The organism is Lentzea sp. NBRC 105346, from assembly GCF_030269605.1.
Lineage (GTDB): Bacteria > Actinomycetota > Actinomycetes > Mycobacteriales > Pseudonocardiaceae > Lentzea.
The window spans coordinates 38,052-64,292 of the sequence record NZ_BSTQ01000013.1 but is presented as its reverse complement, the minus strand read 5'-3'; the positions used below and the strand labels follow the sequence as shown (position 1 = coordinate 64,292).

24 protein-coding genes are annotated in these 26,241 nt (G+C 68.9%); 15 read left to right on the top strand and 9 right to left on the bottom strand.

The features are described from left to right. The first annotated feature begins 19 nt into the window (after window positions 1-19). A complete protein-coding gene (locus QSK35_RS26090) occupies window positions 20-511 on the top strand; it encodes a hypothetical protein (protein ID WP_285750139.1) in 492 nt (163 codons plus the stop codon). A gap of 97 nt (window positions 512-608) precedes the next feature. Then, entirely contained in the window at window positions 609-2,198 is a 1,590-nt protein-coding gene (locus QSK35_RS26085) for a glycosyltransferase family 87 protein (protein ID WP_285750138.1), read from the top strand. Here QSK35_RS26085 and QSK35_RS26080 read toward each other — a convergent pair. Genes QSK35_RS26080 through QSK35_RS26065 form a run of 4 tightly spaced genes read right to left on the bottom strand, consistent with a single transcriptional unit; the run spans window position 2,110 to window position 5,783 of the window. Beyond that, window positions 2,110-3,213 carry a GDSL-type esterase/lipase family protein gene (locus QSK35_RS26080; RefSeq protein ID WP_285750137.1) on the bottom strand — a complete coding sequence of 368 codons (1,104 nt, stop codon included), beginning with the start codon at window positions 3,211-3,213 and terminating at the stop codon, window positions 2,110-2,112. The genes QSK35_RS26085 and QSK35_RS26080 overlap by 89 nt on opposite strands. 50 nt (window positions 3,214-3,263) lie before the next feature. Continuing rightward, entirely contained in the window at window positions 3,264-3,581 is a 318-nt protein-coding gene (locus QSK35_RS26075) for a DUF3052 domain-containing protein (protein ID WP_285750136.1), read from the bottom strand. Beyond that, a complete protein-coding gene (locus QSK35_RS26070; protein ID WP_285750135.1) occupies window positions 3,568-5,016 on the bottom strand; it encodes a glycosyltransferase family 87 protein in 1,449 nt (482 codons plus the stop codon). The genes QSK35_RS26075 and QSK35_RS26070 overlap by 14 nt, the downstream gene beginning before the upstream one ends. Further along, window positions 5,013-5,783, bottom strand: a complete 771-nt coding sequence (locus QSK35_RS26065; protein WP_285750134.1) for a deoxyribonuclease IV — start codon at window positions 5,781-5,783, stop codon at window positions 5,013-5,015. The genes QSK35_RS26070 and QSK35_RS26065 overlap by 4 nt, the downstream gene beginning before the upstream one ends. Window positions 5,784-5,916: 133 nt before the next feature. On the opposite strand from QSK35_RS26065, the gene QSK35_RS26060 reads away from it, so the two are divergent. The 6 genes from QSK35_RS26060 to dnaB all read left to right on the top strand — a co-directional run bounded on the left by QSK35_RS26060 (window position 5,917) and on the right by dnaB (window position 11,094). Then, the gene (locus QSK35_RS26060) at window positions 5,917-6,858 is read left to right on the top strand and encodes a hypothetical protein (protein WP_285750131.1); all 942 of its coding nucleotides are present in this window, start codon (window positions 5,917-5,919) and stop codon (window positions 6,856-6,858) included. 131 nt (window positions 6,859-6,989) lie between these two features. Continuing rightward, window positions 6,990-7,298: a 30S ribosomal protein S6 gene (rpsF, locus tag QSK35_RS26055; RefSeq protein WP_285750130.1), complete on the top strand. Its 309-nt coding sequence runs from the start codon at window positions 6,990-6,992 to the stop codon at window positions 7,296-7,298. 30 nt (window positions 7,299-7,328) lie between these two features. Next, a complete protein-coding gene (locus tag QSK35_RS26050) occupies window positions 7,329-7,826 on the top strand; it encodes a single-stranded DNA-binding protein (RefSeq protein ID WP_285750129.1) in 498 nt (165 codons plus the stop codon). Between the two features lie 55 nt (window positions 7,827-7,881). Continuing rightward, on the top strand, window positions 7,882-8,121 hold the full coding sequence (rpsR, locus tag QSK35_RS26045; RefSeq protein ID WP_030465683.1) for a 30S ribosomal protein S18: 240 nt from the start codon (window positions 7,882-7,884) through the stop codon (window positions 8,119-8,121). A gap of 18 nt (window positions 8,122-8,139) precedes the next feature. Beyond that, the gene (gene rplI / locus QSK35_RS26040; RefSeq protein WP_285750128.1) at window positions 8,140-8,598 is read left to right on the top strand and encodes a 50S ribosomal protein L9; all 459 of its coding nucleotides are present in this window, start codon (window positions 8,140-8,142) and stop codon (window positions 8,596-8,598) included. Window positions 8,599-9,030: 432 nt separating this feature from the next. Then, window positions 9,031-11,094 carry a replicative DNA helicase gene (dnaB, locus tag QSK35_RS26035; protein ID WP_285750126.1) on the top strand — a complete coding sequence of 688 codons (2,064 nt, stop codon included), beginning with the start codon at window positions 9,031-9,033 and terminating at the stop codon, window positions 11,092-11,094. A 3-nt stretch (window positions 11,095-11,097) separates the two neighbouring features. Here dnaB and QSK35_RS26030 read toward each other — a convergent pair whose 3' ends face one another. Further along, window positions 11,098-11,700: a DUF3558 family protein gene (locus QSK35_RS26030; RefSeq protein ID WP_285750125.1), complete on the bottom strand. Its 603-nt coding sequence runs from the start codon at window positions 11,698-11,700 to the stop codon at window positions 11,098-11,100. Between the two features lie 106 nt (window positions 11,701-11,806). Here QSK35_RS26030 and QSK35_RS26025 point away from each other — a divergent pair, with 106 nt between their 5' ends. Further along, window positions 11,807-12,154 carry a diguanylate cyclase domain-containing protein gene (locus QSK35_RS26025; RefSeq protein ID WP_285750123.1) on the top strand — a complete coding sequence of 116 codons (348 nt, stop codon included), beginning with the start codon at window positions 11,807-11,809 and terminating at the stop codon, window positions 12,152-12,154. Window positions 12,155-12,234: 80 nt separating this feature from the next. On the opposite strand, the gene QSK35_RS26020 is transcribed toward QSK35_RS26025, so the two are convergent. From QSK35_RS26020 to QSK35_RS26010, 3 genes are all read right to left on the bottom strand, one after another. Then, window positions 12,235-15,273 carry a beta strand repeat-containing protein gene (locus QSK35_RS26020; RefSeq protein ID WP_285750121.1) on the bottom strand — a complete coding sequence of 1,013 codons (3,039 nt, stop codon included), beginning with the start codon at window positions 15,271-15,273 and terminating at the stop codon, window positions 12,235-12,237. A 176-nt stretch (window positions 15,274-15,449) separates the two neighbouring features. Further along, a complete protein-coding gene (locus tag QSK35_RS26015) occupies window positions 15,450-16,187 on the bottom strand; it encodes a hypothetical protein (protein WP_285750120.1) in 738 nt (245 codons plus the stop codon). A 178-nt stretch (window positions 16,188-16,365) separates the two neighbouring features. Then, on the bottom strand, window positions 16,366-18,558 hold the full coding sequence (locus QSK35_RS26010; protein ID WP_285750119.1) for a translocation/assembly module TamB domain-containing protein: 2,193 nt from the start codon (window positions 18,556-18,558) through the stop codon (window positions 16,366-16,368). Between the two features lie 64 nt (window positions 18,559-18,622). Here QSK35_RS26010 and QSK35_RS26005 point away from each other — a divergent pair, with 64 nt between their 5' ends. Continuing rightward, on the top strand, window positions 18,623-19,783 hold the full coding sequence (locus QSK35_RS26005; protein ID WP_285750118.1) for an AI-2E family transporter: 1,161 nt from the start codon (window positions 18,623-18,625) through the stop codon (window positions 19,781-19,783). Window positions 19,784-20,247: 464 nt separating this feature from the next. On the opposite strand, the gene QSK35_RS26000 is transcribed toward QSK35_RS26005, so the two are convergent. Further along, window positions 20,248-21,444 (bottom strand): GGDEF domain-containing protein, encoded by a 1,197-nt coding sequence (locus QSK35_RS26000; protein WP_285750117.1) that lies wholly within the window; start codon window positions 21,442-21,444, stop codon window positions 20,248-20,250. Between the two features lie 139 nt (window positions 21,445-21,583). On the opposite strand from QSK35_RS26000, the gene macS reads away from it, so the two are divergent. From macS to QSK35_RS25975, 5 genes are all read left to right on the top strand, one after another. Beyond that, complete coding sequence (gene macS, locus QSK35_RS25995) at window positions 21,584-22,744, top strand: MacS family sensor histidine kinase (protein WP_285750116.1); 1,161 nt, start codon at window positions 21,584-21,586, stop codon at window positions 22,742-22,744. 11 nt (window positions 22,745-22,755) lie between these two features. Beyond that, a complete protein-coding gene (locus QSK35_RS25990) occupies window positions 22,756-23,403 on the top strand; it encodes a response regulator (RefSeq protein ID WP_285750354.1) in 648 nt (215 codons plus the stop codon). Then, on the top strand, window positions 23,400-23,951 hold the full coding sequence (locus tag QSK35_RS25985) for a DUF1707 SHOCT-like domain-containing protein (RefSeq protein WP_285750115.1): 552 nt from the start codon (window positions 23,400-23,402) through the stop codon (window positions 23,949-23,951). Before QSK35_RS25990 ends, QSK35_RS25985 begins: the two co-directional genes overlap by 4 nt. A gap of 64 nt (window positions 23,952-24,015) precedes the next feature. Next, the gene (tdh, locus tag QSK35_RS25980; RefSeq protein WP_285750114.1) at window positions 24,016-25,047 is read left to right on the top strand and encodes an L-threonine 3-dehydrogenase; all 1,032 of its coding nucleotides are present in this window, start codon (window positions 24,016-24,018) and stop codon (window positions 25,045-25,047) included. Beyond that, entirely contained in the window at window positions 25,047-26,225 is a 1,179-nt protein-coding gene (locus QSK35_RS25975; protein ID WP_285750113.1) for a glycine C-acetyltransferase, read from the top strand. The genes tdh and QSK35_RS25975 overlap by 1 nt, the downstream gene beginning before the upstream one ends. The last annotated feature ends 16 nt before the right edge of the window (window positions 26,226-26,241 follow it).

The window sequence follows — 26,241 nt, the reverse complement described above, 5'->3', positions numbered from 1 at the left end:
TCTTATCTGGGGGATACCAATGAGAAGGACTCTCTTCGCGGCCGTGGCCGCGGGCTTGCTGCTGTCCGGATTCACCACGCCGGCGCAGGCCGCACCGACGCGCGAGCAGCACTGTGTCGGGCTGATCGGCAAGGGACAGGCGCCGGAGGTCACGTGCGCCGCGACGGCGGACGCGCCCGAGCTCAAGGCCGCCGCGGCCGCGGGCACGCCGTTGATGACCTGGTACGACAACGGCCACTTCGACACCGGCCGGGGTTCGTACACGTGGGTCGGCTACTACGGCACCTGTGACCGGAGCGGGTACTCGGTGGACCTCACCCAGGAGATCACCTGGTGGAACCACCGGATCTCGTCGTGGCAGGTGCACGGCGAGTGCCGCGAGGGTTCGATGTGGCACAACGCCGACGCGGACATCCAGTTCTGGAACGGCAACGTCGCATCGGTCGGCGAGTACTTCGGCTGGAAGTTCGAAGACCACGTCGAGGGGTTCCACATCACCAGCGGGTGGTGAGCGGTACCTGACCCGCGGGGGCGGCAGCACCGGGCTCGGTGGTGCCGCCCTCGTCGTTTGACCGCGCGACCACGTGATCGGCGTTAGCATCCGCGACGTGCCCAGCAGCCCTGCCGAGTTGCCCGCCGACGACGTCGACTCCCTCACTCCCGAGGAACGGATCCCGCCGACGTGGACCGAGTCGATCGCCCGGCACGCCAGCCGGCCGTTCGGCGGACCGCTCGGCAGGCACGCGCAGGTCGGCAGGCACTGGTTCTGGTCGCCGCTGCGGGTGGTGCTGCTGCTGGCGGTGCTGACGCTGGCGCTGGGGTGGCTGCAGAAGTCGCCGTGCATCCAGCAGTACGTCGACGAGAACGGCGTGGTGCAGCTGGACTGGCGGGGCAGCAGGCAGTTCACCGCGATGTGCTACTCGGACACGGTCCCGCTGTACACGGCCGAGCGGCTCGACCAGCCGGGGTCGTTCCCGTACAAGACGTCCTGGAAGGACGACGAGGGCAAGCCGACCGAGCACGTCCGGTACATGGAGTACCCGGTGCTCACGGGCCTGTTCCAGTGGCTCAACGCCCGCGTGGCGCAGGGACTCGTGGCGCTCGTGCCGGGCCTGCCGATGACAGTGATCGTGTTCTTCAACGTCACCGCCTTCTGGCTCGCGCTGGCGTGGCTGGCGACGGTGTGGGCGGTGGCACGCAGTGCCAGGGCACGCGTGTGGGACGCGGCGCTGGTGGCGATCTCGCCGCTGGTGGTCGTGCACGCGTTCACGAACTTCGACGCGCTCGCGACGGCGTGCGCCGCGGGTGGGTTGCTGGCGTGGGCGCGGCGGAAACCCGCGCTGGCCGGTGTGCTGCTGGGGATCGGCGGTGCGGCGAAGCTGTACCCGTTGTTCCTGCTCGGACCGTTGTTGTTGCTGTGCCTGCGGTCCAACCGGATGCGCGCCGGGCTCACGACGACGGTGTCGGCGGTGCTCGCGTGGCTCGCGGTGAACCTGCCGATCGCGCTGCACCCGGACACCCACACGGGTTGGCGGGAGTTCTTCCGGCTCAACACCGAGCGCGGGGTGGACCCGGACTCGCTGTACAACGTGGTCAGTCAGTTCACCGGATGGGCCGGCTTCGATCCGGGTCTGCAACAGGGTCAGGCGCCCGAGGTGCTGAACACGGTCAGTGCGGTGCTGTTCATCCTGTGCTGCGTCGGCATCGGGTACGTCGCGTTGGCCGCGCCGACCCGGCCGCGGCTGGCCCAGTTGAGCTTCCTGGTCGTGGCGGCGTTCCTGCTGACGAACAAGGTGTGGAGCCCGCAGTACTCGCTGTGGCTGGTGCCGCTCGCGGTGCTGGCCATTCCGCGCTGGAAGCCGCTGCTGGCGTGGATGACGCTGGACGCGCTGGTGTGGGCGCCGCGGATGTACTTCTACCTCGGCGTCGACAACAAGGGTCTGCCGATCGACTGGTTCCTCGGCGCGGTGATCGTCCGCGACGCCGCCGTCATCGCGCTGTGTGCGCTGATCATCCGGGAGATCTACCGGCCCGAGCTCGACCTCGTGCGGCAGGCCGGGCCCGACCCGCTCGCGGGCGTGCTCGAGCACGCGCCGGACCGGGTTCTGATCAAACGGGGACCGCGCCTGCCATCACACGGTAAGCCGCGTCATTCGGATGCAGGTGGTCACCGGAGTCGAACTCCGGACGCAGTCTGAGCAGGTCGGCCGGGTCGCGCAGCAGTTCGTCGAAGTCGACGACGCCGTCGAAGATCCCGGCCGTGCGAATGAACTCGTTGACCAGCTGGCGCTGTGCCTCGCGCTTGTCGTTGAACGCCTGCCAGCCGCGCCACGGCGTGATCGTGCCGATGACCAACCGGACACCGGCCAGCTGTGTGCGGGCCCGGATCGTGCGGATGGCCGCGATGATCGCCTCGGCGCGCACGTCCTGCTGGATGTCGTTGATGCCGCCGAGGAACACGACCGTGCGCACCTGTGCGCTGAACAACGCGTCGCGGTAGAGCCGGGTGACCATCGCGTCGCCATGCAGCACCACGCAGTTGCCCGAGATGCCGGAGTTCAGCACCGCGCTGGACGTGCGCAGGTAGCCCGGCCAGTTGGTCGAGTCGCCCTCGGTGATCGAGTCGCCGAGCGCGACGACCGTGCCCGGCGCCTCGGTACCGGCGACGTCCACGCCGCCGACCAGGCAGACCGACGTGTGCGTCGCGGTGAACGCCGCGCCGGCGAGGTCGGTCGTGTGGTCACCGGCCGGCGCCGCGTAGTTCGTGCGGTGCGCTCGCGCGTGACACGGCGTCGAGGAGCGCACGAACGTCGAGACGAGCAGCAGTTCGTGGTCGGCGACGTTGAGCGGGATCGGGTCGGAGTAGGCCGCGCCACGCGCGCGGATCGTGGTCGCGCCCGCGCCGCGGAACCGCACCTCGCGCATCGAGCCGTTCTGCCCGTTTGCACCGCCGTTGCCCAGCGCCACGGTGACATGGTCGACCCGCAGCGGCCGGGGGTTCAGCGCGTTCGACAGCCGGACGCGCACGGACGAGCCGCCCGCGGTGATCTTCACCAGGGTGCGGACGGTCTGGTTCGGCGTCCATCCCGGCTCGTTCGGCACGGCGTGCCACGTCGGCACCCAGCGCGGCGCCTCGGGTTGTTGTGCGACGGACGCGCCACTGAGCGGAAGCAGCAACGCCACCCCCGCGGCCAGCCAGCCGATCGCGCGCACCTACCCAGGATGACCCCGTAGATCCAAGTCACACATCGGCCGGACGGGGGCTAACGGTTCGATAGCCGCCAGACCAGCTTCAACCCGGACCACGTCTGGTCGACGGCACACACCTTCACGTCGACGAGCCCGTGCGCGAGCGCGTGTTCACGCACCAGGTTCTCGTCGAGGTCCGAGCCGAACCCGGACGACTTCTTCGGCCAGGCGATCCACAGCGCGCCCGCCTTGGTGATCCGTTCGACGGACTTGTCCCACTGCCGGTGCAGGTCGGCGAGCATCGGGCAGAACACGAGCAGCACGTCGTACGGGTCGCGGCCCGCCCGCGTGTGGTGCGGGCACTCCAGGGTGAAGCCGTCAGGCGGACTCACCAGAAGCACGCGGGAGCCCGGCTTGACGCCGAGTTTGACGTGCAGCGGTTTTCCCGAGTACCCGGCGGTCGTCGTCATCGTCCGAAACTACGTCGCGGGCCTTGAGGAAGGCCACGAACAGGGCGACGAGCAGCGCGGCGCGTCCCCAGACTCCGATCATCACGGCCTGCGCGGAGAAGCTGTCGTAGATCCCGGCCGGCTGGCCGAACTCGATCGCGTAGAACCAGCGGAAGATGCCGATGCCCATCGCGAGGTCCGCGACGAAGTACGCGAACGCCCACCGCAGCGGCACCCGCAGCAGCACGAACATCGGCACCAGCCACAGCGTGTACTGCGGCGAGTGGACCTTGTGCAGCAGCATGAACCCGCAGAGCATCGCGCCCGAGACCGGGATCCAGGGATAGGTCCCCTCGGCTCGGTAGCGCCGCCAGCCGATCCAGCACGCGACGGCGAACGAGATGATGATCGTGACCGGGGAGAGCAGTCCGACCAGCGACTGCATCTCGTTGTCGTCCATGAACGGCCGCAGGCCCCAGTACCAGACCGAGTTCGTGGTGATGTCCACCCGGCGCAGCTGCTGGAACGTGAACGACGCCTTCCAGCCGTCGTAGCCGGCGACGGCGAACGGCAGGTTGACCAGCACCACGGTGGCGATCGCGGCGGTGACCACCCGGCACGCGCCGAGCGGGTCGTACTTCTTGCCGTCCGGCAACTCCCGGCCGTCGCGGCCGCCGGTCAGCACGTACAGCATCAGCGGCAGCACGAAGATGCCCGAGTAGATCTTGAACGCGAACCCGAGCGCGAGCAGGATCGAGGCGACGATCGTGCGTTCGTGCAGCGGCCGGTTCCATCTGTGCACGACGTAGACCGCGGCCACCGAGCAGAACACGACCGGCAGGTCCCAGTTGTGGAAGGCGTACAGCACGAGCGGTGGCCCGATCGCCCACAGCAGCGCGCGCCAGCGCCCGAGCTTGCCGAGCATCCACCCGGTCGCCAGCCCGAACGGCAGCATCAGCATCGCGCTGTAGAAGAGGAACTCCGCGTCGTTGTGCGCGAACAGCGCGCCGATCCAGATCAGCACACCGGTGAGCACCGGGTACTCGACCGAGCCGCCGACCAGCACACCCTTGTCGTTGATGCCGCCGTCGACATACGGGAAGACGTGCCGGTCGATGTCCCGGCCGATCCACAGGTGCTGGATGTCGGAGTAGCAGACCTCGGCCTTGTTGCGCTTGTCGTAGTCCGGCTGCGTGCGACCCCACTGGTCGAACTGCGGACCGGTGCAGCGGTCCTTGTTCGCGAAGCCGATCAGCAGGGTGAGGCCGCACAGCATGACGACGATCGCCAGTGCCGTCCGGCCGAAGTGACGCGTCGGGCGCCCGGCATCACGCTGCTCGGGAACCACGGCCGCCACCACCTCGTGCACAAGTCTCACCGGCCGAGCCGGTCGCGCAGGAACGCGATGTCGTCGGCCTGGCCCTCGTCCGGTGTCTCCACGACGACGGGGGCTTCGGCGCTGGCGCAGACCGCCACCAGCTGGTCGGGGTCGATCGTGCCAGTACTGATGTTGGCGTGCCTGTCACGTGACGACGCGAACTCGTCGCGCGAGCTGTTGAGGTGCACGAGGTCGATCCGGCCGGTGATCGCTTTCACCCGGTCGACGATGCCGACCAGGTCCTCACCGGCCGCGAACGCGTGGCACGTGTCGAGGCAGAAGCCCGCGCCGAACTCGCCGACCGCGTCCCACAGCCGGGCCAGCGCGTCGAAGCTGCGCGCCATGGCGTTGTCGCCGCCCGCGGTGTTCTCGATCAGGATCGGGACGTCGAAGCCACCCTCGTCCATCTGCCGCTCGAAGAACTTGCGCCAGTTCTTGAAGCCCTCCGACGGGTCCTCGCCCTTGGTGACGTGGCCGCCGTGCACGATCAGGCCCTGCGCGCCGACCGTCTTCGCCGCCTTCGCGTGCTGCAGCACGTTCTTGCGGGACGGGATGCGGATCTTGTTGTTCAGCGACGCTATGTTGATCATGTACGGAGCGTGGATGAACACGGTGAGGTCGGACGCCAGCAACGCCTCGGTCTGAGGGTGCGGCTTCGGCGCCTTCCAGCCCTGTGGGTCGGACAGGAAGAACTGGACGACCTCGGCCCCGCGTTCCGCCGCGGCGTCGACCGGGTCGCTGTCGCGGACGTGGGCCCCGATGCGCATGGGAAGGAGGGTAGTCGTCGGCTGCAACGCCGCTGCGACCGCCGCCGATAGGCCTAATCGACAAAAGAAGACATAGACCGGCGTCACCACCTGGACCTACGGTCGTTACTTGTAAGTAGGAAAGGTGGAAGGCATGAGACTTGCGAGCGCGACCGCCGCGTTGCTCGTGACTCTGGCATCGGGCTTGGTCGGTGCCGGTACGGCCGTGGCAGCGGAACCCATCGTCGTCGGCAGCTGCGCGACGTCCGTGCAGGGAACGCCTGGTCAGCCCGTATCTCTGAGTCCTTCCGCCGTCGTGCAGCCGATCACCGACCTGATCCGCGCGATCCCCGTGCTGGGCCCGCCGCTCGCCGCGCCGTTCCAGCAGGCGTTCACCGCGCTGCCGCCCATCCCGATCGGCGCCGTGCAGACCGGGACCACGACCATCTCCGGCGCGACCATCGCGAACCAGGTCGTCGCCCAGCTGCAGGCGATGCCGCTGCTCGGGCCGGTCATCGGCACGCTCGCAGGATCCGTCCGGTCCACGCTGACCAGCATGTGCGGGGTCGCTGTCACCGGCGTCAACCAGGTCGCGGCGCCGATCCAGGACGGGTCCAAAGCGATCGCCGACGCCTCGCAGCAGGGGACCGGGCAGACACCACCCACGACGCCGCCGGGCACCACTCCGGGCACACCGGGCACGCAGCCCGGCACCACTCCGGGGACGACGCCGGGCAACCAGACCGGCGCGACCCCGGTCGGCGGCGTGGCCGCGAGCAACACCGGGTTCAGCCTGTACTCGCTGGGCAGCAACTACGGCCGCGTGCCGCTGTTCAGCTACGGCTCATTGCCGTTCGCGCTGCCGGGCGTCTACTCGCCGTCGCCGGGTGTCCGGTACGGCTCGGTCGTGCCCCGTGCGGGCGCCGACCAGGGCTACAACGGCGACCCGGTGCAGACCGCGGGCCAGGCGCAGGCGTTGCCGCGACTGCGCGGCGTGGGCGGGGTCGGCATGCCGGTGCTGCTGGCGGTGCTGATGCTGTCCTGCGTGACGGGCGCGCTGGTGCGGACCTGGGTGTTGCGCCGCACCCCGGCGTGACCGACCCGAATCGGACGACCCGGATCAAACCCGGTCGCACCACCTTGCTACGCTCCTCCGGTTGCTGACGCGACGACCCTCCTGCCACGGAGAGCCCGTGGCCGCGAGTCCACAGGAGGTGAGTGGTCCTCATGCGTCATTACGAAGTGATGGTCATCCTCGACCCCAGTCTCGACGAGCGCACGATCGCGCCGTCTCTCGACACGTTCCTCAACGTCATCCGCACCGCGGGTGGCAACGTTGAGAAGGTCGACGTCTGGGGCAAGCGCCGGTTGAGCTTCGAGATCAACAAGAACACCGAGGGTATCTACGCGGTGCTCGACCTGACCTCGACTCCGGACGCGGTGAAGGAACTGGACCGCCAGCTCGGTCTGCAGGAGACGGTGCTCCGGACGAAGGTCCTGCGCCGCGAGCCCGCCAAGTCGGCCGTCAAGGCCTGACGAACCTCGAACAGGGGAGCTCCCAAGATCATGGCTGGTGAGACGACGATCACGGTGGTCGGGAACCTGACCGCCGACCCGGAACTCCGCTTCACCCAGAGCGGTGCCGCGGTGGCCTCCTTCACGGTGGCCTCCACGCCCCGCACCTTCGACCGCCAGTCCGGCGAGTGGAAGGACGGCGAAGCGCTGTTCCTGCGGTGCAACGTGTGGCGGCAGGTCGCCGAGAACGTGGCCGAGTCGCTCACCCGCGGTTCGCGAGTGCTCGTCTCCGGACGGTTGCGCCAGCGTTCCTTCGAGACGAAGGAAGGCGAGAAGCGCACTGTCGTGGAGCTGGAGGTCGACGAGATCGGCCCCTCGCTGCGCTACGCGACCGCGAAGGTCAACAAGGTCAGCCGTGGAGACGGCGGTGGCGGCGGCTTCGGCGGCGGCGCTCCGTCTCGTGGTGGCAGCGCCCCCGTCGACGACCCGTGGGGTTCCGCCCCGCCGGCCGGCTCGGGTGGCGGCTTCGCCGACGAGCCCCCCTTCTAGACCGCACCGGTCACCCAGTACTTCATTCACCGCGTTATTCAGGAGTTAGAGACACATGGCCAAGCCGCCTGTGCGCAAGCCCAAGAAGAAGGTCTGCGCCTTCTGCAAGGACAAGAGCGCGAACCTGATCGACTACAAGGACACGACGCTGCTCCGGAAGTTCATCTCGGACCGCGGCAAGATCCGTGCCCGTCGGGTCACCGGCAACTGCTCGCAGCACCAGCGCGACGTCGCTGTCGCCGTGAAGAACGCCCGTGAGATGGCCCTGCTGCCCTACACCTCGACCGCTCGCTAAGGGAAAGGAGACACCGCGATGAAGCTCATCCTCACCGCTGACGTTTCCGGCCTTGGCGCCCCCGGCGACATCGTCGAGGTCAAGGACGGCTACGGCCGCAACTACCTGCTGCCCCGCGGTCTCGCGATCGTCGCGACCAAGGGTGCGCAGAAGCAGATCCAGGTCATCCAGCGCGCGCAGGACACGCGCCGCGTCCGCGACCTGGACCACGCCAAGGAGATCAAGGCCAAGCTCGAGGGCCTTGGTGGCGTGACGCTGACCGCGAAGGCGGCGGCCGGCTCGAACAAGCTGTTCGGTTCGGTCACCACCTCGGACATCGCGGCCGCCGTCAAGAAGTCCGCGGGCGGTCTCGTCCTGGACAAGCGCGCCATCGAGCTGCCGGGTCACATCAAGACGACCGGCAAGCACTCGGTCACCGTCCGGCTGCACCCGGAGGTCACCGTTTCGCTGCCGCTCGTGGTGACGGCCGCGGAGTAAATCCGTTTCGGAAGCGCCACTCGGTCGGCTGGGCTGATCGAGTGGCGCTTTCGCTCGTCTGGAGTAGCGTCTCACTTCGGCCGGCCTGTGGATAAGTCAACGCGACATCCACGACGCGACACGCCGAAGAGGCGGTTTTTCGCGACACGCCGAGGCTGTTGCGCACTTGTTTTTCCACAACTTGTACACAGGCGCTGACCTGCACTTCCTTGCACAACCATCACGGTTGTCCCCAGGTTGTCCCCACCTTCTACCCAGCTGTGCGCAACCGTCCACAGGCTGTCCACCGAGTTGTCCACAGGCTCGTTTGCTTGCTCCGGTCGGGTCGCTCTAGCGTCGCTGCCCGAGGGGCGGTCCATAGCTGTGCGTGGCGGGGCCGAAATCTCCGAAATTGTCAGACCCTCGGGGTAAAACCTGGGGTGTGCGGGCTCGATGCGATGGGGTGATCTCAAGGTGGCGCTGGTAGACGACCGGGGTATGGCGGAGCCCGGCTTCGAACGCCAGCCGCCGCAGGATCTTGCCGCCGAACAGTCGGTGCTCGGCGGCATGCTGCTGTCCAAGGACGCGATCGCGGACGTCATCGAGGCGTTGGCGCCCAACGACTTCTACCGCCCCGCGCACCAGGCGATCTACGACTGCATCCTCGATCTGTACGGCCGCGGCGAGCCCGCAGACCCGATCACGGTGTCGGCGGAGCTGGAACGGCGCGGCGAGCTGCTGCGCGTCGGCGGCGCGCCGTACCTGCACACGTTGATCGCGACGGTGCCGACGGCCGCGAACGCCGGCTACTACGCGGAGATCGTCGCCGAGAAGGCGGTGCTGCGCAGGCTGGTCGAGGCGGGCACGCGCATCGTGCAGCTCGGCTACAACGGCGCCGAGGGCGCGGACGTCGACGAGGTAGTCGACCGCGCGCAGGCCGCGATCTACGAGGTCACCGACCGCCGCACGTCCGAGGACTACGTGGCGCTGGAAGACCTGCTGCAGCCGACGATGGACGAGATCGACGCGATCGCCTCGCGTGGCGGCTCGTCGCTCGGCATCCCCACGGGCTTCGCGGACCTCGACGAGCTGACTAACGGCCTGCACCCCGGCCAGATGATCATCGTCGCCGCACGCCCCGGTGTCGGTAAGGCCCTGGCGCTGGACACGCCGCTGCCCACGCCGTCCGGCTGGACGACCATGGGTGAGGTCGCGGTCGGCGACCAGCTGATCGGGGCCGACGGCCGTCCGACCTCCGTCGTCGCGGCGACCGAGGTGATGACCGGCCGTCCGTGCTTCGCGGTCGAGTTCTCCGACGACACGACGATCGTCGCCGACGCCGAACACCAGTGGCTGACCGAGTCGTGCAGCGAGACCGGCGGCTTCTGGGGAATCCGCACGACCCGGCAGCTCTTCGAGAGCACCGCCCGCCACTACGTGCGCATGTCGGCGCCGTGGGACCTGTCGGTGTCCGAACTGCCGCTGTCACCCCGCGCCCTGGGCCTGTTCCTCTCCGGCCTGGGCGACGCGGAACTGACCGACGACGAACTGCGCGCGGCGAAGAAGCTGGGAGTGGCGGACGAGCCGCACATCCCCCTTGCCTACCTGCGCGCTTCGTTGTCGCAGCGCCGTGAACTGCTGGCCCACCTTCCGGTCGACGTCCGGTTCGCACGGCTCCGCGAGGACATCGCAGCGCTCGCCGGGACTCTGGGCGCCGACCGCGTGGAGATGGTGTCGATCCGCCCGATCGCGTCAGTGCCCGTGCGGTGCGTCGAGGTCGACAACCACGACCACATGTACCTGGCCGGCCCGTCGATGATCCCGACGCACAACTCGACGCTGGGCCTCGACTTCGCGCGGTCGTGCTCGGTGAAGCACGGCATGACCAGCGCCATCTTCTCGCTGGAAATGAGCCGCACCGAGATCGTCATGCGCATGCTCTCCGCCGAGGCCCGCATCCGCCTCGGCGACATGCGCGGCGGCAAGATGAGCGACGACGACTGGACGCGCCTGGCGCGGCGCATGTCGGAGATCTCCGAGGCCCCGCTCTTCGTCGACGACTCGCCCAACCTGACGATGATGGAGATCCGCGCCAAGGCCCGGCGCCTGAAGCAGCGGCACGACCTCAAGCTGATGGTCGTCGACTACCTCCAGCTGATGTCGTCGGGCAAGAAGTCCGAGTCCCGTCAGCAGGAGGTCTCGGAGTTCTCCCGAAACCTCAAGCTGATCGCCAAGGAGCTCGAGGTCCCGGTCATCGCGATCTCGCAGCTGAACCGTGGTCCCGAGCAGCGTACGGACAAGCGGCCGCAGCTGTCCGACCTGCGTGAGTCCGGCTCCCTCGAGCAGGACGCCGACATGGTCATCCTGATCAACCGCCCGGACGCGTGGGAACGCGACGACCCGCGCGCGGGCGAGGCCGACCTGATCCTGGCGAAGCACCGTGCGGGCCCCACGGCGACGATCACCGTCGCGCACCAGCTGCACTACAGCCGGTTCGCGGACCTCGCGCAGGGCTGATGGTCAGCGCGGCGCCTTCAGCCGTTCGATGACGGCCGCCGCGGCCTCGTTGGACGCCGTGCAGGGATTGCTGTACTCGTCCGCCTTCGGGTCGAGCACGGTCGCGTAGACGGTGAAGCCCTCGAACTCGGCGGTGACGACGTGGGTCGCACAGACGTTGTCGGCCACGGTTTTACCGGTCGCCTCCACCGAGGGGTAGCCGGAGATCGTGCCCGGCCGGAAGTACTTGAAGTCGTCTACTGGACGTTGGTACAGGGGGAAGAGGCCGCTGCGGTTGTGCAGGAACACAACCTCGATGGCGGTTCCGCGTTCCTTGTCGAGCGGGTCCCACCAGCACCGCACCTTGCCGTTGTCGTTCTTGGACGTGCCCAGCCTCGACAGGCCGAAGTCCTCGAGCCAGTCCTTCTTGATGACCTCACAGGGGTCCTTGGCGTAGGCGCCCAGCTTGAGCGGAGTCTCGGTGACCGGCGGCGGCTCCTTGACACTCGTGCCCTTCCACACCGACTTCGACGTGGTCGGCGGAGCCGAGGATGCCTGCGGGGCCGCGGCGGGCGTGCCGCAGCCGGTGAGCACTGCGGCTAGTAGCGCAAGAAGAATCGGCCGCACGGAAGCACCCCCATCGAACGGTCGGACGAGGGTGAGAACGTACCTAACAAGGTGACCACGCGAGTCATGCTGGTCTTTGACCGGCTGGTCAGCTAGGTATAGCCGTGTGCTGCACGATCCGCTGACCGGTCTGCCCGGCCACGCGTTGCTCCTCGACCGCCTCGAGCAGGCGTTGATCAGGGCGAAGACCAGAGGGACCCTGGTGTCGCTCGTCCTGGTCGAGGTCGACGACGCGCTGATCGAGGTGGCCTCGAACCTGAGAAGCGGGTTGCGGCCGGACTTCACGGTGGCCCGGTACCGGGAAACTCTGCTCGCGGTGATCGCCGAACACGACTTCGGCGACGGCGAACCGATCGCGGAGCTGGTCAGGGACTTGGCGCCGAATGCGCACATTCACTGGGTGACCAGCGACGGGGATACGTCCACAGAGGACATGCTGCACTTCCCTGAATAGACACAGGCCGGAACAGCACTGAGCCCCGGCGACACCGTCGTGTCGCCAGGGCTCAGCTTCTTACCGGAGGAAAGTGGTCCTTACAGCAGACCCGAGACCGGCGCGAAGACCGTCTTGGTGTCGACCACGTTCAGGGCCGGACCCGCGGGGAGCGTGCGCTCCTCCTGCGCCAGGCTGGAAGCCGGGTTCAGGCTCACGCCGCTGAGCGAGGTCGGAGCCTCCAGCGGGAGAGCGGGCAGGTCCGTCGCGGAACGCTGGGTGGCCAGCGGCACCGCGGGGAGCGTCATCGGCAGGGCCGGAGCCGTGAACGGCAGCGAGGGCACGGTCGGGAGCGACCGCTGCTGCGCACCGGGGACCAGGGTGCCGGCCAGGCCGAGCACCTCCTGCAGCGGCACACCCTGCACGTTCGGGTTCAGGTTGGCGGCACTGCCACCCACCGGAATCGAGGAACGCTCCTGGGGCAGAGCGGGCACACCCTGGGTGGGCAGCTCGCCCGCGAGGCCCGCGAGCTTCTCGGGGTCCGGCGTCTGGTTGACCGGCAGCTTGTCCAGGCCCGAGAAGCTCGGCATCTCGGTGGCGCCCATCAGGTGGTCGACACCCTTGGGGAGCTCGATGCCCTTGAGGTTCTTGTCGGCGCGAACGCCCTCGCCCTCGTCACCGGTGACCTGCGTGCTGTCCTCGGTGGTGTTGGCGACCGCCTGGCCGACGACCTCGGCCGGAACGTCCTTGACCTTGGCCGCGGCCTCGACCGGAGCCTGGATCTCGCGACCCGTGAGCGGACCGGAGCCGTCGGTCTCGGTGGCGCCACCGGCCTGCGTGTAGTTCACGCTGTCGGTGTTGGTCTCCGCCGAGCCGAGCGAGGCGACCGCGTCACCGAACACACCGGGGTAGGTGTTGTTCGGGACACCGATCAGGTTGCCGGACACCGAGGCGTCCTGGCCCGAGGTCTGCTCGTCGCCACCGGCGACCACGTTCGTGGCGCTGGTCGCGTCGGAGCCGGTGATGCCCGCGCCCGACACCGAGTTGCCCGGCGTGTGGGCGAAGTCCGCGGTGTCCGCGCTGATCACGTTGCCTGCGACCGAACCCTCGTCACCGTTGGTGGCGGAGCTGCCACCCGCGACGGAGTTGAGGTCGTTGGACGAGTCGGAGTCGACGTTGCCGCCCGCACCGACCGACTGACCCTGCACCTGCGTGCCGGTGCCCGCCGGGACCGAGACGATGTTGCCGGTGAGCGAGCCCTTCTCACCCGTGGAGGAGGCGTCGCCGCCGGCCTTCATGTCGGTGGAGTTGTCCGCCGCCACGTCGTTGTTGCCGACACCGGTGGCACCGGTGCCGAACACCTGAGCAGGCGTGGAGGTCGGGACCTGGGCGATGTTGCCCGACAGCGAGCTCTTCTTGCCGGTCGCGTGCGGGTTGCCGCCCGCGGTGACCGAGGTGTCCTGCGTGGTGTCGGTCGTGGTGTTGGCCACCAGACCGGCGGTGTTGCCGATGACCTGCGGCGCGGCCGCGGTCGGGGCGGTCGCGATGTTGCTCGAGACCGTGCCCTTGTCGTCCTCGGTGTTGGGCGTGCCGCTGGAGCGGACGTCCTTCTCCTCGGTCGCGGTGGCCGTGCCGGAGCCCGCACCCGCGGCGGTGACGCCGTAGGTCTCGACCGGAACAGCAACCGGAACCGTGCCGATGTTGCCCGAGCCGACGCTCTCGTTGCCGGTCGTGCCGTTGTAGCCACCGGCCGTGGACTCGACGTCGTTGGTGCAGGTGCCGGTCGCCTGACCGCCACCCGCAGCGCTGTCGCCGCACACGTCGACGGACGTGGCCGGCGGCACCGAGGCGGTGTTGGCCGAGAGGACCGAGTTGTCACCGTTGGTGTAGGTGCCCGAACCCGCTTCGGTGGTCGAGTCGTTCGTGTGGTCGGTCGTGGCGTTGCCGATGACCGCGGCCGAGTCGCCCGCACCCGAGACGGGGAGCGCGATCGGCGCGTCGGCGATGTTGCCGGACGCCGTGGAGCCCTCACCAGTGGTGCTGGTGAAGCCACCGGCGGTGGCGTCGTTCATGGTGTCGGACGAGGCGTCCGAGTTACCGCCGACCGCACCGGCGTTGTCGTCCACCGAGATCGGGCCCGCGAGCTGCGGCTGGACCACGTTGCCCGCGCCGGTGGCGGGGTCGCCGGTGGTCTCGACCCAGGTGGCGATGTCGTTGATGCCGGTGTGCGTGCCACCCGCGACGGCCTTGCCGGCCTGACGCGAGTCGGTGCTCGCGTTGCCGGCGCCGGCGACGGAGTTGCCGTTGACCTCGAACAGCGGGGCCAGCGGCACACCGCCGACGTTGCCGCTGAGCGTGCTCTTGTCACCGGACGTCTTCAGCGAGCCGTCGGAGACGGCCGTGGTGTCGGCGTCCGACTTGGCGTTCGCGATGCCGGCGCCGCCCACACCGTTGCCGGTGATCTGGAACGGCGTGGCCCACTGACCGGCGAGGATGTTGCCGGAGATCGCGCCCTGCTCGCCCGAGGTCTCCCGGTCACCACCGGTGTAGGAGTCCTGCGTCGCGTGGGTGTCGGTCTCGGCGTTGCCGGCCGCGGCGATGGCGTTGCCGGTGATCTGGAACGGCGACACCCAGTCGACGGCGACGATGTTGCCCGCCAGCGCCTGGCCGGAGCCGTCGGTGACGATCGGCGTCTCGCGGTGCGAGCTCTGCGAGCAGTCACCAGCGGCGTAGGCGTCACCGAAGACCGCGATCGCGTTGCCGCAGATGTTGATCGGGATGTCCCAGTGAGCCTGGATCGTGTTGCCACGGAACACGCCGCTCACGGCGCTGTGCTGCAGGCGCTCACTCGCGTTGCGGACCAGCGGGTTGGCGGCCGGCGCGGCCGTCCGGGTCGGCACCGCGCTGGTGACGCGGTCCGTGCTGATGGTCCGTTCGATCTTGGGAACGTCGACGTTCTTGACCGGGGTGCCCAGGTTGTTCTGGTCGACCTTGATCGGAACGCTGACGCCCGCGTCAACCGGCGACGGCGGGGCGTCGGGGTTGACGTTCTCCTGGGCAGAAGCGATGCCCGTACCGAGCATCAGCAAACCACCAGTGACAAACGCGGTCTGGATTCCGCGCTTTGCCCAGGTGTGCATTGGGTCTCCTTCCAATTTCCCTTGTAGTCAAGGGGGCTTTAGGGGGTGGGTCGGACGCAGATGTGCGTCACCGGGGGAAGAAGCGCGGCGTCTCGACCGGAAGGAGCGCATGAGAAAAAGCGCGTCGGTCGATTACCGGGCAGCGTCGAAGAGCTGCCGCGGACCGCGCGCTGAAATCAGTCGGGGGTGATACCGGGCTGCTTGCCGGGCATCACGGTGACGACGTCGGTGGACAGCATGAGAGCACGTGCCACAGCGGTGTCGTACGCGTTGCCGAGCGCAGCCTGAGCAGCGGAGTTGCTGCCGCCTGCAGAACCCGAACCGCCCGAGGAGCAACCGCACTGCACCGGACCCGGTGCGGGAGCGGGGAGCTTCGGAGACGGGTCGGCGGGAAGGGACGGGTGCTGTTCGTCGCTCACCACTGCGTGGTGCGACTCGAGCAGTTTCGTCCACTGGGCGCCGGAGAGACCGGCGGACTGCGGTGCCACGACGACCGGCTCGGCCGAAGCCTTGTCGGTGGTCGTGGTGTTCGGCGTGGGCACCTTGGTCGTCTGTGCACCGAGCAGCTGCTCGGTCGGGACGACCGCGATGAGGCGGGGCTGGACGATGTCGGCGACCTTGCCGACCACGTCGCGGACCTCGCCCGCCGGGAGAGCGGCGCGAGCCTTCTGCTGCTCGGCGCGCAGGGTCTCGTCGACACCGTCGACGAACTTCTTCGCGGGGTCGATCGTCGGGACCGCGCCGTCGATGGAGACGACCTTGGTCACGAAGTCGATCTGCGGAGCCTCCTGGGCACTGGCCGAGGAGGTGCTGAGGGCCCAGGCGATGGCCGTGCCGGCCATCGCGCCACCGAGAGCGACGAGAGCACGGGTGGCGAACCGGCGGATGCCGGCCACTCCCGTCTTCGCTCGCATGCTCTCAGCAGACAACTTTTGGTGCCTCTCAACGACTTTCAGGGGGGATCGACGATCAAAGTGATCAAGTCGATGGCGTGAGCCTGCCAGTCACGCCTCCCTGGATGCACGCTAAAAGCACCCGGTTAACTACATCGTGTGACGAACACAGCGTGTAAGTCGATCTTACGTTTCGTAATCAGGCCCGCTTGAGCACGCGCGCAGCACCGGCCGCCGCGGTGGAGGCGAGGATCCATCCGATTGCCACGAGCAGCGCGGAGATCCACTGGGACGCTCCGGTGAACTGCCATCGGCCGTCCTGCCCGAAGTCGATGATCGGGATGAGCAGGTCCAGCGAGACCAGCCACGGGTTCCACACCGGCAGCTGGTCGGTGTTCAGCCGCGTCATCGGGTGCGTGAGGAACCACAGCGATCCGCCGAGCCAGAAGATGCCCAGCCAGAGGATCGCGAGCCACGGCCGGTAGCCGTACCCCACGGTCCAGCGCTGCAGGAAGCCCCACACCCGGCCGGCGCGGCCGAGCTCCGAGTAGCGCCGGCGCTGCTTCTCCAGCTGGACCTGCTGGGCGAGCTCCTCCTCGCCGCCGTCGCGGTACATGGCGGCGAGCTGCTCGTACGGTCCCGGCGCGAAGTCGGGCTGGATCTTCAGCAGCCACTCGAGCCGGGTGCTCACCGGCACCTCGGGCTCGGCGTTGATGCCCTGGAACGTGAAGTCGTTGACCTCGACTCCACCGGTCGCGGCCCACAGACCCGGCCCGTCGGTGACGGACGTGGCTTTGAGCCGGCCGAGGATGACCCGGCCCTGTGGCGTGTTCTCGTCCGCCATGTGCAGGCGGAGCTGGTGGACGGTGAGGCCGTACATGTTGAGAGCGATCTCGGTGTCCGGCCCGCCGAGCTTCGAGTCGCTGAACGTGGCCATCTTGCCGACCTCGCCCAATCGGATCCGGACTCCGCCGACCGCGCGGAAGCCGCGGCTGCACAGGAGGTCCTTGCCGATCGTGGTGACGCGCGCGTCCAGCGACGGTTTGAGCGTGCCGTTCGGACGCAGGCGCGGCATGGTCAGCTGGGCGCCCGAACAGTCCAGGGTGGAGCCGATGTTCGCGTTCTGCAGCCGGATCGATCCCTTGACCTGGATCCCGCGCAGGAACAGCGTGCCGCCGACCTGGATGCGGTCGGCGAACAGCACGTCGATGCCCGGCCCGTGCAGCACAACCCCGGACATGCTGGCGCTGCCGCGGATGTGCGCGTTGGACAACCGGACCTGGCCGTAGGTGTGCAGGGGCCGCGAACGTTTGCCGTCGCCGTTGGGCGTGCCGCGGGCCTCGACGTCGCCGCGAACCTGCAGCCCGTCGGCGTGCAACGCCACCGGGATGCGGTTGGTGACGTCGCCGTCGACCTCCTCGGCGATCTCCTTCGGCCCGATCTCGGCGCCGGACAGGCGCAGGTAGCCGCCGACCACGGCGTTGGGCAGGCGGACCGTGCCGGTGCTGGTGAAGCCGTTGTCGAGCTCCAGGTTGCCCTCGACCCGGACGCGGTCGGCGACGAGTGTCGCGGCCTCGTCGGCCAGGCCGTGCGGAATGACGAGCACGCGGTCGTTGACGCCCTGGTTGGAGTGCAGCCGGGCACCGGTGAACTCGAGGTTGCCGCCGATCCGGGCGCCGTCGAGCAGGAGCCGGCCGTCGGTGGTGAACCGACCCCCTTCGGCGTTGCAGAAGAGGTTCCCCGCCACGACGATCCCGGACGCCTCCAGCGCGTCCGCGCCGGGGTTCATCAGGCGCGCGCCGCCGAGGTGCACGCTGCCGCCGACGTTCGAGCCGCGCAGCCGCACCTCGCCGTAGGCCCGCATGGCGATCGCCTGGACCGACCCGGACACGCGCAGCCGTGCGCCCAGCAGCGCGTGCGCGGCGTTACCTCTTAATACGGCGCCGGCAAGTCGCAGCGTGCCCTCGACGGAGGCGTCGGTGAGGTCGACCGTGCCGTCGCTGGTGAACCCGGCCTCGAGGACGAGGTCGCTGGTGACCCGCATGTTGCGCCCGGAGAGTCCGGGCAGGCGGCAACCGCGCAGGCGCAGGCCGACCAGGGTCGCCATCCGGAAGTCCGGCGTCTGCTGGAAGACGCAGTGGTAGAGGTCGAGCACGTAAGCGACGCGCGCGCCTTCGACGGAGAACGGCCCGGAGATGCGGGCGTTGCGCAGCTTCACCGCGGGCAGTCCACCGCGCGGCAGGCGGTAGAGACCGGTCAGCAACCCGGTGAGGATCTCGCCGCGAATCGTCCCGCCGTCGAGGTCCAGCTCGCGTCCACCGGCGAACGCGGCGGCGACGTGTCGTTCGAGTTCGGTGAACTCGTCGGGCTTGATCACGGTCCCTCCCCCCATGGCTCCTTAATCCGATCATCCCGACAACCACGTTGGCCAGTGGTTCAACGGTTACGGTGATCGCGTGAGCGCGACGGATTCGGACATCAGCAACAGGGTTCCGCGGCTGCTGCGCGTCAGTGCCGCGTTGAGCTGGCGTTTTGTGGTCGTCATCGCGGCGTTGTACGTGGTGGCGTACGTGCTCGGGTACCTGGCGACGATCGTGATCCCGGTCGCGATCGCGTTGCTGCTCGCGGCACTGCTGTCCCCGGCGGTGCAACAGCTGACCGACTGGCGCGTGCCGCGCGGTGTCGCGACCACGATCGTGCTGATCGGCGGGCTGGGGATCGTCGGCGGCGTGCTGACGTTCGTCATCACCGAGTTCACCCGTGGTCTGCCGGAACTGCAGACGCAGGTGGCGGCCTCGCTGGACCAGATCCAGAAGTGGCTGCACGACGGCCCGCTGCAGCTCAGCGACGTACAGCTGCAGAGCTACCTCGACAACGTCGTGAAGACCATCAAGGAGAACCAGTCCGCGATCACGTCCGGCGCGCTGACCACGTTCGCGACCATCGGCGAGGCGCTCACCGGTTTCCTGCTCGCCCTGTTCACGCTGATCTTCTTCCTGCACGACGGCGACGGCATCTGGCGCTTCATGATGCGGGCGGTTCCTGGTGACGTCCGGGACCGCGCCGACGTCGCCGGCCGTCGCGGCTTCGCGTCACTCGTTTCCTATGTGCGCGCGACGGCCGCGGTCGCCGTGGTCGACGCCGTCGGTGTCGGCATCGGTCTGGCGATCATCGGCGTGCCGCTGGTCGTGCCGCTGTCCACCCTGGTGTTCCTCGGCGCGTTCATCCCGATCATCGGTGCCGTGGTGACCGGTGCGGTGGCCGTGTTGATCGCCCTGGTCGCCAAGGGGCCGCTGGCCGCACTGATCGTGCTCGCCGTGCTGATCGGCGTGATGCAGCTCGAGTCGCACGTGCTGCAGCCGCTGCTGCTCGGCCGTGCGGTGAAGCTGCACCCGCTGGCCGTCGTGCTGGCGATCGCCGCCGGGTTGGTCGTGGGTGGGATCGCGGGGGCGCTGCTGGCGGTGCCGCTGCTGGCGGTGCTGAACTCCGGGATCCGGTCGCTGGTGTCGGAGTCCGATGCCAACGTCGATCCTCGGCAGATCGACGTGCTGAAACCCGCGGATACCGCGCCTTCGGACGATACGAGTGAGCGGGTGGAGGAGCTCGGGGAGTCTTAGGAGTGTCAGACCTCGTCTCTACCCTCGGTCGTGGGAACTTGAAAAAGTCGAACACCGATAAATCGGCGACCAGGGGCGGAGCCGGAAAATTGTCAGACCGCGGCGGTACGCTTTGAGCGCATAAGGAAGCGCGCGGGCACACGAGCGACCACATGCGATGTGGCAGTCGGGTGGCAGGGCGGATGCGGCAGCCGGAGCGGGACGAGCGGCCGCGGGCGATGTGGCAGCCGGGTGGCAGGAGCGGATCCGGCAGCCGGAGCGGGACGAGCGATCGCAGGCGGCGCGGCAGCTGCGAGGTGCGGGCGAATCCGGCAGCGGAGGTGCTAGCCGGAGGCCCAGGGGACAGGCGGCGCGGTTGCTGGTGTGACCGCAGGCGGCGCGGTTGCTCGTGCGACCGCGGGGAACGCGGTTTCGACCACGTGGCAGCCGAGGGGGCAGGCCATCTTGACCAGGTGGCAGCCGGGTCAGGCCATCTCGACCAGGTTGCGGCCGAACCCCTTCGCCGCCAGCAGCGCGGCGTCGGCCGCCACCAGCAGATCGGGCAGCTCATACCCGAACCGCTCGGTCGTGGCGACCCCGATGCTGACGGTCAGCCCACTCAGCTCGTGCGGGCGGCCGTCAGTGGCCATCGTCGGGACGCACAGGGCCGCAACGGCCTGCCGGACGCGTTCCGCGACGCCCTCGGCCTCGTCGGGTTCGGCCTCGGGGAGCAGGACGACGAACTCCTCGCCGCCGAAGCGCCCGACCAGGTCGCCCCGGCGCACGGTGGCGCTGAGCAGCAGAGCGATGGCGCCGAGCGCGGCGTCGCCGGCGAGGTGGCCGACCTCGTCGTTGACCCGTTTGAAGTGGTCGAGGTCCAGCAGCATCACGGCCATGGGACGGGTGCGCGAGCGGCCCTTGGCGAGTTCGTAGCGGGCGCGGCTGTCCCAGTGCACGGCGTTGGCGAGGCCGGTCTTCGCGTCGCGCTGGGCTGAGCGGCGCCACTGGGGGAGCTGCGCGGCGCGTTCGAGCAGGGCCATCGACGGGGCCGCGATCAGGGCGTGCACGGGGTTGTTCATCACCACGCAGCCCATCAGGCCACCGAGGCTCACGGCGACGATGCCGAGTACGGCGTCGATCGGCTCGCCGACGTTCTCCTCGAACGTCGCGGAGGGGCGGCGGAGCTTCAGGCCGAGTGCGATCAGGCCCGCGCGGATCACGAGGACGACCACGGCACCACAGAGCATGATCCCGATTTCCATCATCGGGTGTGCCCAGCCGATGAGGTAGCGGGTGCCGAAGATCGCTAGCGCGGTCGCCGACAGCGTGAAGATCCAGCGGTAGGTCTCCGGGCGTTGCGCCAGGACGCAGTGCAGGGCCGGGCCGAACAGCAGCAGGACCAGCAGGTTCGGCGGTAGCGCGCAGATGCCCGCGGTCAGGTAGCAGAGGTGCGCGGCCCACGGGTTGCGCTCGGTTTCACGCAGGCGGTGGCTGTAGATCGAGCTGCCGATGATCACGGCACCGGCGGTGCCCGCGATGGCGGCGAACCGGCCCACCTCGCTGGGCGTGGGGGTCGCGGAGGCCGCGATGACGTAGCTGATGACGGCCAGTGCGAGTGCGTCGATGACGAGCCAGTAGCACAGCGCGGGCGTGCGCAACGTCCACAATGGCCAGTCGCGCACTCTCTGCCCTCCCCCGGAAACGGGAGCGCTCACCGGACCGCGCAAGCGTCGCACATTCGGCCGTTCGGCAGAAGACGGCCACCTGGGGGTTAGTCAGCACACGTTCACGCGGCAGGATGGTGTCCGAAAGGAGCACACAGTGCCTGCTGAGCCTGCCGTTCCGGGGACCAAGGTGATCGACGACCCCGTCGCGCCCCTGTGGCGCGGGGTGGTGGCGCTACGCATAGTCACATTCCTCTTCGCCGCCGGCGCGGTGATCGTCCAGCAGGACGAGTACGAACGTGCGTGGCTGGCGTGGACCGTGCTGGGCGCGATGGCGGTGTGGTCCGCTGTGACGAGTCGCCTCTACAGCACGGACAAGGGTCGCAAGCACTGGATCGTGATAGTCGACCTGCTCCTGACCTGCGGGTTGATGTCGTTGTCGCCGCTGATCCTGAGCGACAAGCAGCTGCTCGAGTGGAACACGCCGCTGATCACGACGATCTGGGCCAGCGTGGCCGCCGTCGCCGCGGGCGTTGTCGGCGGTAAGCGGTGGGGGTTCACCGGCGGTCTCGTGGTCGGCTTGTCGACATATCTCTCCAAGGGGCAGATGAGCGTCGACCTGATGCGCGACATCACGCTGCTCGCCGGCGCCGGCCTCGTCGTGGGCATGGCCGCCACTACCGCGCGGCTGTCCGCGGTTCGGCTGGCGCAGGCGTTGCGCACCGAGGCCGCCACCGCCGAACGCGAGCGGCTCGCCCGGTCGATTCACGACAGCGTGCTGCAGGTGCTCGCGCGCGTTCGCAAGCGTGGGCTCGAGGTCGGTGGCGAGGCCGCCGAGCTGGCCCAGATGGCCGGTGAGCAGGAGGTCGCGTTGCGCGCGCTGGTCGCGGCGGCACCGACCGAGTCCACTGTGGACGGCGAGGTGGATCTGCGACCGGGTCTGCAGTTGCTGGCCACGCCCAAGGTCCAGGTGTCCACACCGGCCACACAGGTGATGATGAAGTCCGGTGTCGCGACCGAGCTGACGTCGCTCGTGCGCGAGGCGTTGTCCAATGTGGACAAGCACGCAGGCTCTGAAGCCCGCGCGTGGGTGCTGTTGGAGGACCTCGGCGACGAGGTCGTGCTGAGTGTCCGGGACGATGGACCTGGAATTCCGGACGGCCGGATCGCCGACGCCGAGGCGGAGGGACGGATGGGCATCGCGCAGTCGATCAGGGGCCGGGTGGCCTCGCTCGGCGGCACGCTCGAGCTCCAGACCGGGCCCGGCGAGGGCACGGAGTGGGAGGTTCGGGTGTTCAGGAAAGGGGCGCTCACGTGACGGTTTCGGTGATGGTCGTCGACGACCACCCGATGTGGCGCGAGGGCGTCGCGAGGGACCTGACCGAACGCGGTTTCGAGGTCGTCGCGACGGCCGGCGACGCGGCGTCCGCGGTCCGGATCGCGAAGGCCGTGCGGCCGAACGTGGTGCTCATGGACCTCAACCTCGGCGAACTGTCGGGTGTCGACGCGACGTTGATGATCACCGGCGAGCTGCCGGAGACCAGGGTGCTCGTGCTATCCGCGAGCGGCGAGCACGACGACGTGCTGCAGGCCGTGAAGGCGGGCGCGTCCGGTTACCTGGTGAAGTCGGCTTCCGCCGAGGAGCTCGTCGAAGCCGTGAACCGGACGGCCGCGGGCGACGCTGTGTTCACCGCGGGGCTCGCCGGCCTGGTGCTCGGCGAGTACCGACGAATGGCCGCGGCCCCGGACGACGCCGAGGACAAGCCGCAGCTCACCGAGCGGGAGACCGAGGTGCTGCGGCTCGTCGCCAAGGGACTCACCGCGCGGCAGATCGCGAACCGCCTGGTCATCTCGCACCGGACGGTCGAAAACCACGTTCAATCGACTTTGCGCAAACTTCAACTGCACAACCGGGTGGAGCTCGCACGTTATGCAATAGAACACGGTCTCGACAGCGAACCGGAGGCAGAACGATGACCGAACCCAGAGACTTACGCGTGTCCGACGCGGAGCGTGAGCACGTCGTCAGCCTGCTGAACAAGGCGGTCGGCCGGGGGATGATCACCCTCGACGAGTTCACCGCGCGGACGGACACCGCACTGGCCGCAGTCACCCGCGCCGACCTGAACTCGGTGCTCATCGACCTGCCCGGCATGGTCAACACCGAGATCATGCCCGCCGCGGGCCGCGTCGAGCTGAAGAACACGATGTCGACGACCACGCGCAAGGGCCGCTGGTCCGTGCCGGCCGAGCTCGTCATCAACAACCGGATGGGGTCCACCGACCTCGACTTCACCGAGGCCGACGTGCCGCCGGTGGTGAACATCGAGCTGAACGTCACCGCGGGTTCGGTGAAGCTCCTCGTCCCCGAGGGCGCGACGTGCAACCACGACGCCGTCGAGGTGGCCGCGGGCGACGTGAAGGACAAGGTCGGCGACGGCCACGGCACGCCGCACTTCGTGCTGACGGGGTCCGTGCGCGCCGGGTCGGTGCTGGTCAAGCGCAAGCGCCATCTTTTCAGGTGAACTAACAAGCACCTTCAGAAAGTCCCGATGGACTGCACAAGGGTGCGGGACGACACTTCGGGGCATGAAGGCACTGGTCAAGCTCGCGGCCGGGCCGGGACTCGAACTCACCGACGTCCCCGACCCCAAGCCGGGCCCCACCGACGTGGTCGTGCGCGTCCTGCGCACCGGGATCTGCGGTACCGACCTGCACATCGACTCGTGGGACGACTGGGCGGCGGCGAACATCAAGCCGCCGCTCGTGCTGGGGCACGAGTTCGTGGGCGAGGTCGTCGAGATCGGCGCGTCCGTCGCCGACGTGAAGGTCGGTGACCTGGTCAGCGGCGAGGGCCACCTGGTCTGCGGGCACTGCCGCAACTGCAAGGCCGGCCGCAGGCACCTGTGCGCGAACACGCGCGGCCTCGGCGTGCACAGCAACGGCGCGTTCGCGCAGTACGTCGTGCTGCCCGAGCTGAACACCTGGGTGCATCGCGCGCCGGTCGACCTGGACGTGGCCGCGATCTTCGACCCGTTCGGCAACGCGGTGCACACCGCGCTCAGCTTCCCGGTGATCGGCGAGGACGTGATCATCACCGGAGCCGGTCCGATCGGCATCATGGCCGCGGCCGTCGCGAAACACGCCGGTGCGCGCAACGTCGTGATCACCGACATCAGCGAGCACCGCCTGGAGCTGGCCCGCAAGGTCGGCGTCGACCTCGCGGTGAACGTCGGCGACAAGACGATCGCGGACGCGCAGGCCGAGCTCGGCATGGCCGAGGGCTTCGACGTCGGCATGGAGATGTCCGGCAAGCCGGTCGCGCTGCGCGAGATGGTCGCGAACATGGCACACGGCGGCCGGATCGCGATGCTCGGCCTGCCCGCCGAGGAGTTCCCCGTCGACTGGAGCAGCGTCGTGCTGAAGATGCTGCACATCAAGGGGATCTACGGCCGGGAGATGTTCGAGACCTGGTACTCGATGACCGTGCTGCTGCAGCGCGGACTCGACCTCTCGCCGGTGATCACCCACCGGTACGACTACACGCAGCACGCGGAGGCGTTCGCCACCGCGCGCGAAGGCAAGTGCGGCAAGGTCATCCTCGACTGGACGGGAGCCTGATGTACGGGGCGATGCGCGACGACCTGCGCAAGGGACTGGACGAAATCCGCGCGGCGGGCCTGTACAAGGCCGAGCGCGTGATCGGCACCCCGCAGAACGCCGCGGTGCGGGTCGGTTCGGGCGACGAGGTGCTCAACTTCTGCGCCAACAACTACCTCGGCCTGGCCGACCACCCGAAGCTGATCGAGGCGGCCAAGGGCGCGCTCGACAAGTGGGGCTTCGGGATGGCGTCGGTGCGGTTCATCTGCGGCACGCAGGAACCGCACAAGGAGCTGGAGGCGAAGATCGCCCAGTTCCTCGGCACCGACGACACGATCCTCTACAGCTCGTGCTTCGACGCCAACGGCGGCCTGTTCGAGACGCTGCTCGGCGCCGAGGACGCGGTCATCTCCGACGAGCTGAACCACGCCTCGATCATCGATGGCGTGCGGCTGTGCAAGGCGCGCCGGTACCGCTACAAGAACCGCGACATGGCCGACCTGGAGCGCCAGCTCAAGGACGCGTCCGACGCCCGGTACCGCCTGATCGCGACCGACGGCGTGTTCTCGATGGACGGCTACCTCGCGCCGTTGGACGAGATCTGCGCGCTGGCCGAGCAGTACGACGCGCTGGTGATGGTCGACGACTCGCACGCCGTCGGGTTCACCGGCCCGACCGGCCGCGGCACGCCCGAGCTGTTCGGCGTGCAGGACCGGGTGGACATCGTGACCGGCACGCTGGGCAAGGCGCTCGGCGGTGCGTCCGGCGGCTACACGTCCGGCCGCGCGGAGATCATCGAGATGCTGCGGCAGCGGTCGCGGCCGTACCTGTTCTCGAACTCGCTGGCGCCGTCCATCACGGCCGCCTCGATCGCCGCGCTGGACCTGCTGAGCTCCTCCACGTCTCTTTTGGACCAGCTGCGCGCGAACACCGAACTGTTCCGGAAGCGGATGACCGAGGAGGGCTTCGACCTGCTGCCCGGCGAGCACCCGATCATCCCGGTGATGATCGGTGACGCGGCCGAGGCGTCGCGGATGGCGGACCTGCTGCTGGAGCAGGGCATCTACGTGATCGGCTTCTCCTACCCGGTGGTGCCGCACGGCAAGGCACGGATCCGCACGCAGATGTCAGCCGCCCACTCGCTGGACGACGTGAACCGCGCCGTGGACGCCTTCGTCGCCGCGCGCGAACGCATGTGACCCGCGTCTCAGGGCT

Coding starts and splice junctions, on each gene's coding strand:
- QSK35_RS25985 (WP_285750115.1), top strand. CDS start 23,400: ATGACCGAACCCAGAGACTTACGCGTGTCCGACGCGGAGCGTGAGCAC.
- QSK35_RS26020 (WP_285750121.1), bottom strand. CDS start 15,273: ATGCACACCTGGGCAAAGCGCGGAATCCAGACCGCGTTTGTCACTGGT.
- rplI (WP_285750128.1), top strand. CDS start 8,140: ATGAAGCTCATCCTCACCGCTGACGTTTCCGGCCTTGGCGCCCCCGGC.
- dnaB (WP_285750126.1), top strand. CDS start 9,031: ATGCGATGGGGTGATCTCAAGGTGGCGCTGGTAGACGACCGGGGTATG.
- tdh (WP_285750114.1), top strand. CDS start 24,016: ATGAAGGCACTGGTCAAGCTCGCGGCCGGGCCGGGACTCGAACTCACC.
- QSK35_RS25975 (WP_285750113.1), top strand. CDS start 25,047: ATGTACGGGGCGATGCGCGACGACCTGCGCAAGGGACTGGACGAAATC.
- QSK35_RS26015 (WP_285750120.1), bottom strand. CDS start 16,187: ATGCGAGCGAAGACGGGAGTGGCCGGCATCCGCCGGTTCGCCACCCGT.
- rpsR (WP_030465683.1), top strand. CDS start 7,882: ATGGCCAAGCCGCCTGTGCGCAAGCCCAAGAAGAAGGTCTGCGCCTTC.
- QSK35_RS25990 (WP_285750354.1), top strand. CDS start 22,756: ATGGTCGTCGACGACCACCCGATGTGGCGCGAGGGCGTCGCGAGGGAC.
- QSK35_RS26050 (WP_285750129.1), top strand. CDS start 7,329: ATGGCTGGTGAGACGACGATCACGGTGGTCGGGAACCTGACCGCCGAC.
- QSK35_RS26065 (WP_285750134.1), bottom strand. CDS start 5,783: ATGCGCATCGGGGCCCACGTCCGCGACAGCGACCCGGTCGACGCCGCG.
- rpsF (WP_285750130.1), top strand. CDS start 6,990: ATGCGTCATTACGAAGTGATGGTCATCCTCGACCCCAGTCTCGACGAG.
- QSK35_RS26090 (WP_285750139.1), top strand. CDS start 20: ATGAGAAGGACTCTCTTCGCGGCCGTGGCCGCGGGCTTGCTGCTGTCC.
- QSK35_RS26060 (WP_285750131.1), top strand. CDS start 5,917: ATGAGACTTGCGAGCGCGACCGCCGCGTTGCTCGTGACTCTGGCATCG.
- QSK35_RS26010 (WP_285750119.1), bottom strand. CDS start 18,558: ATGGGGGGAGGGACCGTGATCAAGCCCGACGAGTTCACCGAACTCGAA.